The sequence below is a fragment of the Rahnella sp. 1L-D-7-B-C2 genome, from assembly GCF_057290995.1.
Window position 1 is genome coordinate 71,186 of sequence record NZ_JBXAVQ010000003.1, and the last position, 17,159, is coordinate 88,344.

At 52.5% G+C, this 17,159-nt stretch carries 13 protein-coding genes; 4 read left to right on the forward strand and 9 right to left on the reverse strand.

The window, feature by feature from the left end:
* Window positions 1–140 precede the first annotated feature (140 nt).
* Window positions 141–1,577, forward strand: a complete 1,437-nt coding sequence (locus AC0Z7K_RS06555; RefSeq protein ID WP_485613480.1) for a glycoside hydrolase family 1 protein — start codon at window positions 141–143, stop codon at window positions 1,575–1,577.
* Window positions 1,578–1,620: 43 nt separating this feature from the next.
* On the opposite strand, the gene AC0Z7K_RS06560 is transcribed toward AC0Z7K_RS06555, so the two are convergent.
* The 3 genes from AC0Z7K_RS06560 to uraH all read right to left on the reverse strand — a co-directional run bounded on the left by AC0Z7K_RS06560 (window position 1,621) and on the right by uraH (window position 5,009).
* A complete protein-coding gene (locus AC0Z7K_RS06560) occupies window positions 1,621–3,021 on the reverse strand; it encodes a M24 family metallopeptidase (RefSeq protein ID WP_485613482.1) in 1,401 nt (466 codons plus the stop codon).
* 55 nt (window positions 3,022–3,076) lie between these two features.
* Window positions 3,077–4,303 carry an MFS transporter gene (locus AC0Z7K_RS06565; RefSeq protein WP_485613483.1) on the reverse strand — a complete coding sequence of 409 codons (1,227 nt, stop codon included), beginning with the start codon at window positions 4,301–4,303 and terminating at the stop codon, window positions 3,077–3,079.
* A 295-nt stretch (window positions 4,304–4,598) separates the two neighbouring features.
* Entirely contained in the window at window positions 4,599–5,009 is a 411-nt protein-coding gene (gene uraH, locus AC0Z7K_RS06570; RefSeq protein ID WP_413530987.1) for a hydroxyisourate hydrolase, read from the reverse strand.
* Window positions 5,010–5,209: 200 nt separating this feature from the next.
* On the opposite strand from uraH, the gene AC0Z7K_RS06575 reads away from it, so the two are divergent.
* The gene (locus AC0Z7K_RS06575; RefSeq protein WP_485613895.1) at window positions 5,210–6,892 is read left to right on the forward strand and encodes an Hsp70 family protein; all 1,683 of its coding nucleotides are present in this window, start codon (window positions 5,210–5,212) and stop codon (window positions 6,890–6,892) included.
* 62 nt (window positions 6,893–6,954) lie between these two features.
* Here the strand turns inward: AC0Z7K_RS06575 and AC0Z7K_RS06580 are convergent, their stop codons facing one another.
* From AC0Z7K_RS06580 to AC0Z7K_RS06590, 3 genes are read right to left on the reverse strand one after another with little or no spacing between them, the layout of a single operon-like run.
* Window positions 6,955–9,618, reverse strand: a complete 2,664-nt coding sequence (locus AC0Z7K_RS06580) for a DnaJ domain-containing protein (protein WP_485613484.1) — start codon at window positions 9,616–9,618, stop codon at window positions 6,955–6,957.
* Complete coding sequence (locus AC0Z7K_RS06585) at window positions 9,615–10,322, reverse strand: DUF1266 domain-containing protein (protein ID WP_485613486.1); 708 nt, start codon at window positions 10,320–10,322, stop codon at window positions 9,615–9,617. Before AC0Z7K_RS06585 ends, AC0Z7K_RS06580 begins: the two co-directional genes overlap by 4 nt.
* Window positions 10,323–10,346: 24 nt before the next feature.
* Window positions 10,347–12,374 carry a toxin-antitoxin system YwqK family antitoxin gene (locus AC0Z7K_RS06590; RefSeq protein ID WP_485613487.1) on the reverse strand — a complete coding sequence of 676 codons (2,028 nt, stop codon included), beginning with the start codon at window positions 12,372–12,374 and terminating at the stop codon, window positions 10,347–10,349.
* 320 nt (window positions 12,375–12,694) lie between these two features.
* On the opposite strand from AC0Z7K_RS06590, the gene AC0Z7K_RS06595 reads away from it, so the two are divergent.
* Window positions 12,695–13,012 (forward strand): putative quinol monooxygenase, encoded by a 318-nt coding sequence (locus AC0Z7K_RS06595; protein ID WP_413530983.1) that lies wholly within the window; start codon window positions 12,695–12,697, stop codon window positions 13,010–13,012.
* 359 nt (window positions 13,013–13,371) lie between these two features.
* Here AC0Z7K_RS06595 and AC0Z7K_RS06600 read toward each other — a convergent pair whose 3' ends face one another.
* The 3 genes from AC0Z7K_RS06600 to AC0Z7K_RS06610 form a co-directional block, all read right to left on the reverse strand.
* Complete coding sequence (locus AC0Z7K_RS06600; RefSeq protein ID WP_056773844.1) at window positions 13,372–14,010, reverse strand: RpiB/LacA/LacB family sugar-phosphate isomerase; 639 nt, start codon at window positions 14,008–14,010, stop codon at window positions 13,372–13,374.
* Between the two features lie 72 nt (window positions 14,011–14,082).
* On the reverse strand, window positions 14,083–14,844 hold the full coding sequence (kduD, locus tag AC0Z7K_RS06605) for a 2-dehydro-3-deoxy-D-gluconate 5-dehydrogenase KduD (RefSeq protein WP_485613489.1): 762 nt from the start codon (window positions 14,842–14,844) through the stop codon (window positions 14,083–14,085).
* 371 nt (window positions 14,845–15,215) lie between these two features.
* Window positions 15,216–15,572, reverse strand: a complete 357-nt coding sequence (locus tag AC0Z7K_RS06610) for a helix-turn-helix domain-containing protein (protein ID WP_112164069.1) — start codon at window positions 15,570–15,572, stop codon at window positions 15,216–15,218.
* A gap of 441 nt (window positions 15,573–16,013) precedes the next feature.
* Between AC0Z7K_RS06610 and AC0Z7K_RS06615 the strand changes: the two genes are divergently transcribed.
* A complete protein-coding gene (locus tag AC0Z7K_RS06615; RefSeq protein ID WP_413531058.1) occupies window positions 16,014–17,150 on the forward strand; it encodes an efflux RND transporter periplasmic adaptor subunit in 1,137 nt (378 codons plus the stop codon).
* Window positions 17,151–17,159: the final 9 nt, after the last annotated feature.

Genomic DNA, 17,159 nt, shown 5'->3' on the forward strand with positions numbered 1-17,159 from the left:
CTGTCAGCTTACGGACAACGATGTCGTGGCTGATGTGGCTTTCTGCAAACGCTAAAACTGACGGGGAGAAACGTCGGTGGCGGTGATGATCAGACAGACGTTATGAGTCGATCCCAGACCGGGATTTTAAGGAGGAAGTGATGAAAGAGAAGTTTCCGCAGAACTTTATGTGGGGTGGGGCGACGGCCGCCAATCAGGTTGAAGGGGCATACGATCAGGACGGCAAAGGGCTGTCGATAGTCGATGCTATCCCCGGAGGAAAAAAACGGTTAAGTATTGTCTCCTCGCCTGAGTTTGATTTCTCCCTCGACACAACGCGTCATACTTACCCTAATCACAAGGGGATTGATCATTACCATCGCTTTAAGGATGACATTGCGCTGTTTGCGGAAATGGGGTTCAGGTGTTACCGGTTTTCAATTGCCTGGACCCGAATTTATCCGAACGGCATCGAGCAGCAGCCCAATGAAGCGGGACTGCAACACTATGATGAGGTGATTGATGCCTGCATCGCGCAAGGCATTGAACCCGTTATCACCATTTCCCATTATGAAATGCCGCTGCATCTGGCGAAAGAGTTTGGTGGCTGGAAAAACCGTGAGCTGATAGGTCATTTTGAGCGTTTTGCCCGCACGGTGCTGACGCGTTATGGCCATAAAGTGAAATACTGGATGACCTTTAACGAAATTAACAGCGCGGCACATTTTCCTATTATGAGTCAGGGGCTGACGGTAAAAACCGGCGCACTCGACAATCAGGCCAAATATCAGGCGTGGCATAACCAGTTCGTCGCCAGTAGTTTAGCGGTGAAAATTGCCCATGAAACCAATGCTCAGATTCAGATAGGTTGCATGATCCTCTATGCGACGAATTATGCTTACGACTGTGATCCGGTTAATCAGCTTGAAACCCTGAAAGAGACTCAGGCATTCAATTTTTATTGTGCCGACGTGCAGGCTGGCGGTAAGTATCCGTACTACGCAAAACGCCTCTGGCAGTCTAAGGGCGTCGAACTGGACATTCAGCCGGGTGATTTGGCGCTCATTGAACAACACACCGTGGATTACATTGGTTTTAGTTATTACATGTCTTCGACCATCAATAAAACCAATCCGGATGCGCAATCTGCGGAGGGCAACTTGCTCGGTGGCGCACGTAATCCTTTCCTGGAGGCCAGCGAGTGGGGCTGGGAAATTGACCCGGTAGGACTTCGTATCGCCCTCAATCAGCTTTATGACCGTTATGAGAAGCCTCTGTTCATTGTTGAGAACGGTCTGGGTGCTATCGATAAGCCAGATGAAAATCACTACATTGCCGATGACTACCGCATTAATTATTTGCGTCAGCATATTGAAGCCATGGCCGATGCGGTTGAAGACGGTGTGGAACTGATGGGATACACCCCGTGGGGCTGCATCGATCTGGTGAGTATGTCTACCGGTGAGATGAGCAAACGCTACGGGCTGATTTATGTCGATCTCGACGATAACATCAGCGGCACGGGCAACCGTTACAAGAAGAAATCATTCCACTGGTATCAGAAAGTTATCGCGACGAATGGTGCCGACCTGAGCTGAGGATGCGGGCTGATGACGCCGTCGTCAGCCCTGAAAACGCCTGTCAGCGCTGACGAACCAGCGCTCTGTTTTTATCAAGCAGGAAAGGACGCAAATATCCCACAGTGTTAGACAGGAGAATGACGTCTTCTGACACTGTGATATTCAGCACATCCCGCAGATAGGCTTTGCGCGTTTCCATTCGTTGCCAGACGTCCGGGAAATGGCTTTGCAGCTCGTTTCTCAGTGCGGCATCAGCCAGCGCGACAGTATCTTCAATGCTGCATCCGCCGTAGCCGGGCAGCGAAGGGATAATATCGATCTGAAAAATCATCCCGCTCTCCAGTGTGATCGTCGAATTTGCATAGACAGGGGAGCAGAGCCACTCTTCATCGGCCACCAGATGACCCGGGTTAAGATGCCAGTGCCACTTCTCTTTCGGCATTACGTTTTCGATGGTTTGATAAAGTTCACCCCCCGTCAGGCCGGGTTGAAGCGTTTCGAGCCAGGTGGTGACTGCGTGATAGTAAGGAATAGCCAACGCTGAAAGGTAGTCAGCCACCGCAGGAGCCAGTTCATTTTCTGTTGCCACCACATAGGCGGAACGGCTGCTCAGCCCGCCCTTAAACCCGACGGTCAGCGAAAATTTATCTCCGCGCCGGATCTCTTTATCCGTCGGATATAAACAGGCATTCGCGAAACGGTCACCGGTGGCGGCAATCATCACGACGCTGCCCGGCTGCCCATCAGCAGACAGCAAATGACCTATCTGTTTCTCCGTTTTCCCCGGTGCAATCTCGTCCAGCGCCGCCAATATATTGGTGGAAGCCAGATTTGCGCCGTACTCATAAAAGGCGATTTCGCAGGCTGTATTTAAACGGCGCACGCCCTGCGCAGGGGAGATAAACAGTGAGGTTGCATTGACCACGTTTTCCCGTTTGCCAGCAATGTCGACAACCGCTTCCACAATGAAAGCAGGCACATCGAACTGATACTGCGTATCGCAAAGCTTGCTGGTGAACAGCTTCCAGCCAACGACACCAATCCGATGTTCGCGCTTCAGGCCAGCCTGAGCCAATACCTCAGTCAGCGGAGCATCGTTATCCATCGGCTGATTCGGCAGCGAGAAAGCCGGCGCATGGAAACACTTTCCGCCGTTTCGCGCATAAGGCACCAGCTTGAGATTCTCATTCCCCATCACGTAGCTAAGCTGACCGTCAGCGGTCAGTATCAGCAACGCCTCTTCAAATCGCGGAATAAAGCCAGCGAGGTATTCAAAATTCCCGCCATGTTCTTTATCGGCATAGATGGCCAGGGCATCGAGATTATGCTGCTGCATAGCCGTCACAATATTCTTCAGCCGCCGCGCCATCACCTTATCGCTGATAACAGGCGTTTTCACAGTGGGAAACGTCTTTGGTGCCGGGACGGCGGTCAGTTCAAAACGGGGTTGTGACCAGGTCATTGCCATTCTCCTTAACGCAATAATATAGGGTGGTGCATAAGATCTTATGGCTATCTTAGCCCGTTCCGACGCGGTTTGTGTCACCCGCCGAAGGAAAGACGTGCCTGCAAAAGATCAGCCAGATGGCAAGAGCACACAGGGCGATTCCCCCAAGAATGAGATAGGCAAAACTCCAGGATGTGTGGCTGACGATGGCACCGGCCAGCGCAGGGCTCAGCGAGGCGCCGAGTCCCTGCAACAACATCACGAGGCCAAGTGCTGCGTTGATATGCCCGGTACCATTGAATAACGAGGCAATCAGCCCTGGAACGGCAACACCTAAAATACCTGCGGCGACACCGTCCAGCGCTTGTACTGGAAATAACACGAACTCGTTACTCCAAAAAGACGCAATGGCGGCCCGAAATGGCAACACGATAAGCGCAATGACGATAAGCTTTGCATAGCCATACTGAGATGCGTACCGCGCAGTGAGCAGCGCCACGGGGATCATGACTGCCTGAGAAATAGCGACGGTTAATGCGGCATACGTGCCCGGCGTGAACAGAGAACCTGAAGGGGAGGAGGCGACCTGCATGCTCAGCATCGGTAATTGTGCCGCATTAGCAAGGTGGAAGAGAAGCAGGGTAAAGCCGGTTACGGCCAGTTCAGGCCGTTTCAGTAACGCAAAAAAAGGAACAGAAACGGCAGGACCTTCGTGTTTTTCAATACCACGCGCCACATTATGATCGATGTCGTTTTTGTTAATCGCTAATGTCGTTATGACGGTAAACACCGCCATTGTTGTCATGAGTAAAAATACCGATCCTGTCCCCCAGATCCAGCATGTCACTGCCGCCAGCACCGCGACCGCCATATTGCCGCCGTGGTTGAAGGCTTCGTTACGGCCCATCTGCCCCAAAAAACCTTGCTGACCGGCGATCCCTAAAGTGATCCCGGCAATGGCGGGTGCGACGATGGCGGCCGCTAAACCGGTGATGATTTGCGATGCAATCACGACGCCAGACGTAGGGAAATACCAGAGGGCCAGAGTGCTCAGGGTAATCAACAGAGATGAAGTGACAATTAACAGTCGCTTATAACGCGTGGCATCCACAATCATGCCGGAGGGGAAGGTGGCCAGCAATCCGGCCAGTCCGCCCAGCGTCATGACCAGCCCAATTTCCTCCGCCCGCCAGTGGTGGGATACCAGAAATATGCCTAAAAAAGGCCCCAGCCCGTCGCGGACATCGGCGATGAAAAAGTTGAGCAAACAGAGAACTTGCAGTGAACGTAATTTCATAAACAGCCTCAGGCAATGATCATGTTCGTTACCCGTTTGAAAAGGTCAAAAAGGGTACGCAACGGAATCTATCTCCTTCTGTATACATTGCAAAAGTGAAAGAAAGACAGTCATGTATCGTCGTCTCTGACAAAAAAAAGCGCAAACGCCTTATTTTTAGGTTTTTTCTGAACAGCAGAGGGATTTTTCGCGGGAGTGAGGAACAGATTCACGGTGCCGGGCCGACGCCTGACCTGATAGTTAATGGCCGGAACCCCGACCATTATTAAATTTCATGCCTGTTATATAACGTCAATTAATTGCCGCGATAACTGGAGAAACCGTAAGGGCTCACCAGCAGGGGAATATGATAGTGTGGAACGGAACCGTCAGCTTTGAATATCACCGGGATCTCCGGGAAGAAAGTCGGCGTGTGGTGTTTTTCAAACCATTCGCCTGTTTTAAATGTCACACGGTAATTCCCTTTTTCTATTGTACCGTCTTTTGGATAGAGTGCTGGGATCCTACCCTGATCATTAGTGACACCGTCACTCAGGCGAACCCACTGGTTACCTTGTTGTTTTTCAAGCAACACTGTGACGCCGGCAGAGGGAAGTCCGTCCTGCAAGTTCAGTACATGAACGCTCAGCGGGTTCGCTGCAAGTGCAGAGGTCAGGCAGGCGACATTCAGAAAAAGTCCAGCGAGTAATGTTTTAATCGGGGTCATGTGAAATCCTTTTTATTTTAAATGTTGATATTTAAATTCAAAGAATGAAAAGCAGCCCTTTATTATTAGTCTGACTTTTCAGTGCTGTTTGAATAAATAAATAATACATTCCTGAGGTTAACCACCACATGTCAAAACGATGACATTTATGTCATTATTCATCCGGAATACATCCCCGACGAGAAAGAATCATGATGGAACTGAAGATGGCTGTCCCAGCGATCGGCATTGATTTAGGCACCACTAACAGTCTGATCAGTGTCTGGCAAGACGGTGAGGCGCGGCTGATCCCTAATGCATTGAATGAATTTTTAACGCCTTCGGTGGTGAGTCTGGATGACGATGGCCGTATGCTGATTGGCCGCCCGGCACTTTCTCGTCTGACCACCCATCCGCAGCGCTCAGCGGCGCTCTTTAAGCGTTTTATGGGCAGCAAGAAACAGTTTCGGCTGGATACACAAACCTTTGATGCTCCGGAGCTGTCGGCAATGGTGCTTAAATCCCTGAGGGCGGATGCGCAGGCCTATCTCGGGCACGACATCACCGATGTGGTTATCTCCGTTCCCGCTTATTTCAGCGACGAGCAGCGCAAACAGACCCGTTTTGCCGCAGAGCTGGCCGGGCTGAATGCCGTCAGGCTGATTAACGAACCGACCGCCGCCTCGATGGCCTACGGGTTGCATACCCAGAATACCGGCCGCACGCTGGTGTTTGATCTTGGCGGTGGAACCTTTGACGTCACGGTGCTCGAGTATGATCTGCCGCTGATTGAAGTGCATGGTTCGGCGGGCGACAACTATCTGGGCGGAGAAGATTTTACGCAGGCGATCATTAAGGCCTGTCTCAGTGAATGGAAGCTTGATGTCGGGGCCATTCCCGCAACCGAGCTGGCGCGTCTGTACGACAATGCTGAACAGCTAAAATGCCAGCTAGGTCAGCATAATGCTACGCATCAGCTGTGCTGGCAGTGGGGGGATCAGGCATGGACGCTCTCCTTTGACGAACCGAAACTGGAAGAGATTTGGTTGCCGCTGATGACCCGGTTACGCGCACCCGTGGAACAGGCGCTGCACGATGCACGCCTGCGTCCGGAGCAGCTTGATCACCTGGTGCTGGTGGGCGGGGCATCGCGTATGCCGGTCATTCAAAAGCTCGTTGTCAAACTGTTCGGGAAATTACCTCACCAGCATCTGGATCCCGGCACCATTGTGGCGCTGGGCGCGGCCGCACAGGCGGCCTGTCGGTTGCGCAATGAAGATATCGAAGAGGTGATCCTTACCGATGTCTGCCCCTATACGCTCGGCATTGCCACCGCCAGCGAGCAAAGGAACGGGATATTTTCCCCGATCCTTGAGCGTAATACCGTCGTGCCTGCTTCGCGGGTAGAGACGTTCACCACCCGTCACGTTGAACAGACGTTTATCCGCATTGCTATCTATCAGGGCGAGAATCCTCTGGTGGCAAATAACATCTTTATTGATGAACTGCAGGTGCCGGTCAAACCCAATGGCGCGTTACAGAATATCGACGTACGTTTTAGTTATGATATTAACGGATTGCTGGAAGTGGATGTGAACTTGCCCGACAGCGGTGAGACATTGAGTAAAGTGATCGACCACAGTCCGATAGGTCTTAGCCCCGAACAGCAACAGTGCAGCCGTGAGCGGTTGACGGCGGTGAAAATTCATCCCCGCGATACGCTGGCAAACCGCAACCTTCTGGCGCGTTTAGAGAAAGCCTGGGCACAATCGCTGGGCGATACCCGTGGACAGATTGGTCTTTGGCTGGAGGAGTTCGAAAAGGAGTTAGCCAGCCAACAGGAAAGTCGCATCGCACCGTTGCGCCAGCGGCTGGAAGGTCTGCTTGCGGAGTTAACGTTATAAAGTGAAAAAGTATGCCGTCAGGTAAGAAAGGCGGCACACTCATTTTTTCGACTGGATTTTAGCTATTTTTTTCGCCGCCAGCCGGGCGGCGGGCCATAGCGGTTCGGCTCTGGCATTCCGCGTTTGAACAGATACATTGCCAGCAATTTGAGCACGGGAATTTTAATCTCTTTTAGTTTATCCGCGCTGGCCAGACCCAAATCCCGCCCACGGCGCACCACTGCGCTGTAAAGGTTCATCACGACCAACAGCGCCGACAGTGCGGTATTCGCCAGTTGCCCCTCAGCCACAATTGCGTTAACCAGCATGATCGCGATCTCGCTTCCCAACACAATCTGCAAGACCAGCCCCAGCCGTCCAATACGTGAATTAATTCGCCAGAATTGCCAGAAATAACTGCGGCGCTGCGGGTACTGCGTGAACTCATTCTGACGGGTGCTGTTGATTTGCAGCATCGTCGCTGCCGCTAATCTCAACGCGATATCCATTTGCGGATCGTCAGCACCGGCCTGAGCGGCGGCACTGAGTCTGGCATCCAGCAAATATTCCGGATTAGTGCTGAGCTGAGTGATCCCCTGAGCGACCGCTGATGCGATGAGAGCCCCGCGGGCAAGATTTTCGTCCGACGGAAATACCGGTAACTGGCGCGCCAGCAATTGCTGTCTGAACGCCACTTCTTCCGGCGAGCTGGCGGTGAGCGCCTCAAGTTCCGCCAGATTGTCCTGTGCGCAACGCGCATTGTAATGCGACAAAAATACCGCGTGGTACAGGGCCTGATAAGGGAAGGGGGATTGTCCCAGCCGTTCCTGCCACTCTGGCTGATAACGGTAGAAATAGTGGGCCGAGCCGGAGGAGCTCTCATCACGCCGGGCAATGTACTCTTCGATACTGACCGGCAGCCGGGTCCAGCAGTTGAAATGCAACGAGTTGTCCAGAACCAGATGGCTTTTTAGCTGGCCAACTTCATCGCCCTGAACCGGGTCAATTTGGGTAAACACCTCATACATCGACCAGAAGGGATGCTGCTCATCAAGCGGAAAATCTTCCAGATTGCTGAGCCGGGATATGTTGTCGACTTTCAGGTCGAGCATTGTTTCCAGCAACATCACCTGACGCAGGGCGTCACGCGGCGACGTCTGACTGTCTTCCGGCAGGGCTATATCCGCGTTCTCAATGAGATAGCATAGCCAGCTGGTGTGCGCCGGCAAAACGCTCTCACCATACGCCGGATGTTGTGCCAGTTTGCCCAGGCTGTGAGGGGGAAGCGGTCGCCAGTGCCATAGCCACGCGATGCTCTGCTCCCAGGCGGCACAATCGCTGTCGGCGAACATCTCAGGCAACGGTGTCTCTTCGGCCGCATGCAGCCATGTGATGAACTCCGCCAGCACCGCTGAACCCTGAAGCCACGCCAGACGCTGCGCAGCTTGTCGTTGCAGGCCGCGTAAGATTGTCGCCTGCAACGGTATTGTGGGAAGAGGCTGGTCAAGGATCGCCTGTAATAAGGCTTCATTCCCCATCGTCAGCATGCTGGCCTGCCAGTAAAGGTGCAGGAGGTCATCGGTGCCATCTTCCTGCATAAGATGCGGGAACATGATCTGCGGGCGATACCGGCCCGATTTCCAGCTGATAAAGTCAGCGGCCAGCGGGGAAACGTCGACCTGTGTCGCTTCGGCCCAGCGCATCAGCGTTTGAGGCGACTGTGCCTGCGGCCGGTACGCGTTTTCCTCGTCGCCGGTAGCGCTTTCCACTGGCGGAATATCCGGGCGGTCAAAAGCCTGGATCAGCAGTGGCAGATAATCTGCATCATTCCTGACACACCACGCCAGCAGCCACTGTTCGGCTTCGGCATGTTGATGCTTCTCATGCAACCTTAGCCACAGCGGAAACGCACGTTCATCATCGCCCATTATGCTGCAATGACTGGCGCTCAGATAAAGCCACTCCGGATCATCCGGATTGAGTTCGAGCTGTTGCAGACAGTGGTCACGCAGTTGCGCGTCAGACAATGCCGCTAAATTAAACCAGCGTGCCATTTGGTTCATCAAACGCGGGCATGATGGCCAGAATATCACGCGCGGTTCTTCCAGCAGGTATCGCAACCAGCCGGTCGGTTGTTCCCAGTAAAAATGCCGGACCTGATGGAAATAGCCCAGCGTGTCGTCTTGTGCCGCCAGAGTGAGAGGGGCGAGCGTGGAGAGATCGAAAATATCGCCGCCTTCGGCAAAGTTCAGCAAGTCGTCGGCCCGCTGCGCCATTTCCGTCCCAATTTCTGGTAAACGCATTCGCCATTGCAGGCGGTTAGCCAGCAGGATAAGACAGTCGGCGGAAACAAAATTCACCTGCAAGACAGCTTCCAGCAACGGCCAGCGAAGCTTATCGACAGTGGTGACGGGGTGATCGTCGAGTTGGCTGATAAACCGCAGCCAGCGCACCGGCAAATATCGCTCAGCAGGAGAATTGATCAGTGCGCTGAAGGCGTCGAGCAGCCCGGTGGGATCGGTGGCTGGCACTTCTGGCGGCGGAGCCGGTGGCTCAAGCGGCATCAGAGTTACGGGTTCATCCACACCTTTTCGCGCCTGTTCATAGGCCTCACGCAGACGCTTAAAACCTTCCGGATCATTTTCCGGGTGATACGTGGGCAGCAGATCGCGGTAGGCCTGGCGGATCATCTGCTGATCCTGCGTGGGTGAAATGCCCAATATTTCCCAACAAGGCTGGCTGCTCATAGATCCATCTCCGGCAAGGATGTGGGTTTATCTATCTCAATCATCGCGATGTGCCACGGAAGTTGAGATATCGGGCTCTCCGGATGCGTATAGAGCTGGCGCATTAATTCAATGTTGGTGGTACCACCTGCGTCGATACTAAAAGCATAACGTCGGGCATCGGCTTCGGATGTGCTGAGTGACTGCCAGTAGAGTCTTCCGATGATAAAACCAGCGTTATAGCGCTGCCAGCTGGTGTAATAATAACGGGCGCGTACCGCCAGACGGCTGTGCAGCCAGAGGTTTTCTTCCGACGTTATCCAGCCATTAAGCAGCCCGATACGGCAAAGAAAGCCCATCCTTGCTAAATCCCAGGCGCGGATCCCGCCGTCACCGCACATGACGGCGCTGTCAGCCACCAGGGCCAGCAGGACCTGTACGTCAGGCGTTTGATGCGCCGCATAATTCTGCCACTCTGTCAGGCTCAGACGGTGCCACAGCCTGAAGTAATGGGCCAGATCCTCCGCATGGCCGTTGTCGATCATTCTTAAAATCATCTCAAACAGCTGCTCACGGGAATTGATGCCCCAGCTCTCGCTCAGGTCAACGCTGGTATCAAACGGATAAAATTTATCGCAGTCGTAGGCGGCACCCGGTCCGGCATTTATTGCCACCATCGGGGCTGAAAGCGCGAGCAACCAGCGGCGTGCAGAATCATCAATCACTGAGAATTTCTCCTGTGGGGTAAATCAGCTTTCATACTGCCATTTCGGTATTACGCAGCCTTTAGGGCCGGGCGCGGTCTGTTTACCGTTCTCATCGAAACGTGTTTCACAGGCTGTAGTCAGTCTGCCGTCTTTCCAGACTCCGCTGCTTTTGACTTTGCCATCAGGGTAATAACAGGTGCTTTCACCCTGACGCAGCGCGCCCTGATAATCTTTGTACTCCTTGCTGTCGACCACTAAACGGCTAAATCCCTTAGCGCGACTAATGCACTGCATTTGACCGTTTGGGTAATAGCTGATTTGGGTGTAGCTGTCGTCGGGGCCGATGCGTGTTTCGTCCTGGCGCTGACCATTGGCATACCAGCTGTTATTGGTTTGCTGTCGGTTAAAGAGATAGTCAGCCTCGGTGAGCGGCGTGCCGTCAGGGTTGAAGGTTTGCTGTTTGCCGCAATAGCCGCGACCGCTTAGTGACAGAGGGCAGTAGTTGCGCTCGGTGATTTTGACGCCGGCAGCGGTAAATTCCTGCATCAGCCCGACTTCATAACCATGGTCAAGGGTGGACACCGACTTCGGTTTTCCGTCGGGGAAATTGTAGACATTCAGGCCGTCGAGTTCGCCATTGCGGTAGCCTCGGTCGGCGCGCACAGTGGTGCCATCGTCGTAATATTCGATTTCACGGCCATCCAGTTTGCCCATCACATAATCAGCCTGATAAACCCTTATTCCGGCAGCATTAAATTTCTGATACAGGCCGTCAGCAAGATTATCTTTGTAATGAATGATTTGCGTCAGTTTACCGTTTTTATCACTCCAGCGCAGTTCACCCTGTTTTACGCCCGCCACCAGTTCGACCTGCTGAGTCTCGCCGTCACCCGTCTTGAGCTTCCACATACCGTTTGCCACGCCTTTCACGAACGGGCCTTCGCCGTTTTCAGTGATCCACATGCCTTCGGGCTGGTCATCGACATAATTGCCTTTCGAGCGCAAAACGCCCGCCAGACGGCGCTCGCTCGGGCCCTGGCGCTGACCATTCAGGTAAGTATCGAAACCGCTCAGTTCGGGTGTTTCGCCATCCATGCCGTCGGTTATCTCCCAGCGGCCTTCGCGCTCATCGTTTTTCATCAAGCCAGTCGCCGTTTCTTGCTGATCACTGAGGGTCCACTGGCCTTGCTGATGTCCCGCGATATAGTTGCCGGAGCTGGCAAAGTTCTCGCCGACGGTCACCCATTTCCCGCTGGGAATGCCTTTTTGGAAAAAGCCTTTCACTAAACCATATTGTTTTGAGTAATAGACATAGGGTCCATTCTCGCTGCCGCTGAATTTATTCGGATCGGCTTGCCAGCTGATGGCGGTAACACGAAATTCTGGTTTGTCGCTGTCTTCCTCACGCCGGTAAGTCGCGGTGAGAAATAAGCCCTCTTTTTCGGCAAAAGTTTTTTTGTAAGCGTAGACGTTGTCTGCGGGCTGTTTCGCCGCAGTGGAAGGCGTGCCATCGTCAAGATACCAGCCGACAACTTTGCCCTGAGTAAAGTCGATATTATCGAAATCGGGATTGCCGAATTCAGGGTATTCCACGCTGTAGTCATAAGGCGGAAGCTGCCCGAGGGCGCGTTTTATCAGCGTTGCATTGAGGTCTTTATTGTTGCGAACCAAATTATCCAGAACCGGTTGTAAACTCAGCACCGGAATATAGCTGCCGTCTTCTTCAATATAACGCCAACTGCGCAGGAAGAATTTGCCGTGACTTTTACTCAACACCAGCGTGACCTGACCTGCCTTATCTACGTCGGCATAAAATACGGATTCTATGGTGGAGTCGGGGAAAGTACCGAGCAGGTGGGGAAGGTGATCGACACTTTGGTCTTCTTCGCTACAGAAGCAGTAATAGCCTTTTACTGCCTTATTTTCCTGAATAAAGACCAGAAGGGCGCTGCTGTAACGTGCGCCAGAAATTATCGGATGCGCCAGCGTTTTACCTTCGTAAAACGGAGGGGGCGTGTCGTTGGAAGCCGCCAAAGCGTTGCTTGCCAACGCGCTCAAACTTAACAGCATTATGCCCAATAGTGACTTGATCGCTCTCATTCCCTGACCTGCTCATTTGAAAAAGTGCGCTTAGGTTACATGAAATGTTTCTAACGGTTAATTTTATGTTGAATCAATTCTTTGAGGGTGTAACGAACGCCGCCAGATTTGAAAGATTCAGCCTTTGGTAACAAAGCCCTAAATTCTGACTACTACTGATCGCAGATTGACTCAGTCAATATTTATTCGGTCACATTGGTTGGCACAATGATCAGTTCACAACTACCATGAATAATTCCTACCCGGATTGTATAAATCCAGAATAAACAATTGAGAATCAAAGGTCCCCAATGAGCGAAGTAAAAATTGTTGCCATACTTACCCCCTTGCCTGAATTCATCGAAACTATAAGAGATGCAGCACGGGCAATGGTTTCTCCGACTCATCAGGAAGCAGGATGCCTGCAATATGATCTGCATGAAAGTCATACTGTACCCGATGTGCGTAACCTCGAAAATAAAGGCAAAGTGTCATTCGTCTTTATTGAACGCTGGAAGTCTGAGGAAGATTTGAAAAAACACGTGGCAATGTTCTACCACGATGATTTTCTCGATATCTTGAACGGTAAACTGGAAAGCCTAAACGTTCAGCGTCTGGCTAAGCTGTAATAAGTCACACATCGCGGGAGAGTATCGGCTAGGAAACTACGTCAGTATAACGAGACGCGAATAAAAGTATCACTGGGTGCAATGAGTCTGGTGAAGTACCGGCAGCACCTGGGGATCACATCATAACCAGTCGAACAAAATATCCGCATCTCCAAAAGTGACATTATCAAATGGGACTTACAATTACGGTGCGCATAATCATGATTATGTTAAATCCAATATAAGATCATGTGCCTACCCACCTCAACACAATCCCCTGACCTCCCTATATCCGCCACTGCCTGAGAGTTAAGTGATTACCAAACAAAAAAAGCCGCAACCTTGTCGGCTGCGGCTTTTGTATTTCGAAGAAAGCAAACTTATGCCAGAATTTCGCGCACGAAGTTTTCGATTTCTTTGTTCTGACCGTTTTCGAAGAAGCATTTCTGGAAACGTTCACCGCTCACGGCGGTTTTCACCAGTTCTTTATCAATAGCACGCAGCGTGTCGAGATAATTTTCTTTCACCACGGCGGCCTTCACCTGATTGAGAATGCCCGCGTTTCGAACCTGAGGTTCTTTACGGTCAGCCGGATAACCCTGGCCTTTGACGCCGGTGAAGGCTTTCTCGAAGATAAAACGCACGTTCAGTTCTGCACCCCAGCCGAAGCCTTTAGCGAATGGCAGAGACAGCGCGTTGCCGTTGTTGATCTGCGCGAACAGGAACGCATCCGCCGGATCGATACAGTAACCACAGTTCACGCCCGGATGGATATTCAGGGACATCAGCGCGCCCTGCCCGGTGCCGCAGCCGGCAACCACAAAATCCACAGCTTTGGAGTTAAGCAGAATGCTGGCCATGATGCCTAGATGGATATAAGTCAGGTGATGGTCCTGCTCGTCGGACATACCGACGTTGTACACCGGATATTCTTTCTCTGAAGCCACGGCGTTCAGCTCTTTCAGAATGATCGCGTTTTTCGCAGCCTGGCTGTTTTCCATCATCAATGCAATTTTCATGGGATTTCCTCTTTGGGCAGCGGCGTAAACCGCTGCTGTCTGTGTATGCTATTGGGTAATTTGGGAGGCGGGTTAACGCGCCAGCCAGCCGCCGTCGACGGCAATGGTGTAGCCATTAATGTAGTCGGACGCCGGTGAAGACAGGAACACGACTGGACCCATGACGTCGGACGGCGTACCCCAGCGCCCGGCCGGGATGCGGCTCAGGATCTCTTCACTGCGGGCTTCGTCAGCGCGCAGTTGCTGGGTGTTATTTGTCGCCATGTAACCCGGCGCGATAGCGTTGACGTTGATGCCGTGCTTCGCCCATTCGTTCGCCAGCAGACGGGTGACCCCCATCACGGCGCTTTTCGATGCGGTGTAAGAAGGTACGCGGATCCCGCCCTGATAAGACAGCATAGACGCAATATTGATAATTTTTCCGCCGGTGCCCTGGGCGATAAACTGTTTTGCGACGGCCTGAGACATAAAGAACACCGATTTGATGTTCAGATTCATGACGTCGTCCCAGTTCTTTTCACTGAATTCGATGGCGTCTTCCCGACGGATAATCCCGGCGTTGTTCACCAGAATATCCAGATGCCCCATTTCCGCGACGGCGCGTTCTAACAGCGTCGGGATCACTTTCGTATCACTAAGATCGGCGGTCAGGCTCAGAAAACGACGGCCGGTTGCGCCAATGCGTTCGATGGTTTCCGTTGGTTCAACAATGTTGATACCTACAATGTCGCAGCCTGCTTCTGCCAGACCGATCGCCATGCCCTGGCCCAGACCGGTATCGCATCCGGTCACGACCGCGACTTTTCCCTTCAGTGAAAAATTATCCAGAATCATGATGTTTCCTTTTTCCATAAAACGGAGGCAAATGCGCTGTTCCGTCACGTAAGAGTGAGTCGGGCAACGCCCGGCCACGAACTGATGGAAGGAAGTTTAACGAGATTTTTCGTGCAACTCAAGAAATTGAAACATCATTTCAATTTAGATGAACTTTAGTGTCGTTTTTTGTTGAGTTGATCACGTCCTGAACGTTTTTTAACCCAATCGCTGAGGTTGCATTCTGAGTGTGTGGAAGACAGGCGTGAGTATGCCGGACGGAAAGAAACATCCAAATGAGCGGGCGAATGAGGAAAAGGTGTTCCGGAGGGAATTCACTGCCCGGCGGGAGCCGGGCCAGCGGTACTGAAATTCAGCGGACAATTTGTCTCTTAGTGCATCGAACCCTGGCATTCTGTTTCCATGGTCAGGCCACGGCGCCAGTCACCCGGTGTTTGTCCAAACTGACGTTTGAAGCTACGGGTAAAGGATTGCTGCGAGTCAAAGCCCAGCGATATCGCAACGCTGACGATAGGTTCGCGGCTGCTGGCCAGCATATCTGCCGATTTCTTCAGCTTTTTCTCACGAATGAACTCGCCCATCGGTAAACCTGTGTGCTCTTTGAACATCCGTTGCAGATACCAGCGCGAATACCCGGCGCGTTTGGCGACGGTCTTAATATCCAGTCGCTCTTCCAGGTTGTGATCGATCCAGTCAATCAGGTCGTGAATGAAATCCTCGGTTCTCATGGACTCTCTCCTATCTCTTATCAGTTTTCGCCCCCCGAGGGCGTCTTTTTCTAAACTGACTCAGTTTGCGATTAAATGCAAGTTTTACTATTGCATTTAATTCATCGTTACGGGATAGTCACGTTCCCGGAAGTAAACGTTCTGTAAAACAGCACAGAAAGTGTAACAGTATTTCTTGCACTTTAGTAGTCACCTCCTTACAATCCCCCTCGAATCAATTGTATCAAACATTGATACATAACTGTGCTGATGAACGGCACAAGTCCCAAAAAAGTCAGATTAGGCAAAGGACGTTACCCGGAGGACAGACCGGTTGTATTGCCTGACAGCACTTACTCACTGGAAATAAAAATAATGAAAAACCTGCAAAAACCGTTGGTTGTTGCATGCGACCGCCTGCGCGGTACGCCTTTGACGTTGCGTCTTTCAGGGGTTGCGCTGATGGTCGCCCTGCTTGCCGGGTGTGATAACAGCGTGGCGCAAAACGCCGCTCCGCCTGCCCCGCAGGTCAGTGCAGCAGATGTTTTGATCAAACAGATCAGCCAGTGGGATGCGTTTAATGGCCGCGTCGAAGCGGTACAAAGCGTTCAGCTTCGTCCCCGCGTGTCCGGTTATATCGACAAAGTAAATTATCAGGAAGGCCAGGAAGTGAAAAAGGGTCAGGTGCTGTTTACCATTGATGACCGCACTTATCGCGCCGCACAAGAACAGGCACAGGCTGAGCTGGTGCGAGCCCGCAATCAGGCCAACCTCACCCGCAGTGAATCGTCGCGTACTGAAAAACTGATTGGCACGCAGGCGGTTTCCACGGAAATCGCTGAGCAGCGCCGTTCGGCGGCTTCTCAGGCACAGTCCGATGTGCTGGCCGCTCAGGCTCAGCTGGATATGGCGCAGCTGAATCTCGATTTTACCCGCGTCACGTCACCGATTGATGGCCGCGCCAGCCGGGCGATGATCACCACCGGCAATCTGGTTACCGCAGGCGATACCGCCAGCGTGCTGACCACGCTCGTTTCTCTCGATACGGTGTTTGTCTATTTCGATGTGGATGAAGGCACTTTCCTGCGCTATCAGGCGATGGCGCGTGATGGCCAGCGCAGCGACACGCCGCAGTCACGCCTGCCAGTGCATGTCGGTCTGGTGGGTGAAAACGGCTATCCGCATCAGGGCGTGGTCGATTTCACCGATAACCAGCTCAATTCCGGCACCGGCACCATCCGTATGCGTGCCGTGCTCGATAACCGCGACCGTACCTTTACGCCGGGGCTGTTTGCCCGCGTGCAGCTGCCAGGCAGTGCGCAGTTCAACGCCATGCTGGTGGACGATAAAGCCGTACTGACCGATCAGGATCGTAAGTTTGTTTACGTGGTGGATAAAGAGGGCAAAGCGCAACGTCGTGATGTCGAAGTGGGCCGTATGTCCGGCGGTTTACGCATCGTTGAGAAAGGCTTAGAAGCTGGCGATCGCGTGATCATCGACGGCGTTCAGAAAGTCTTTATGCCGGGTATGCCCGTTAACGCCAAAACCGTCAGTATGGCGGCCAACAGCGTGACCCCTACCCCTGCTGCTGTTCAATAAAAGAGAATC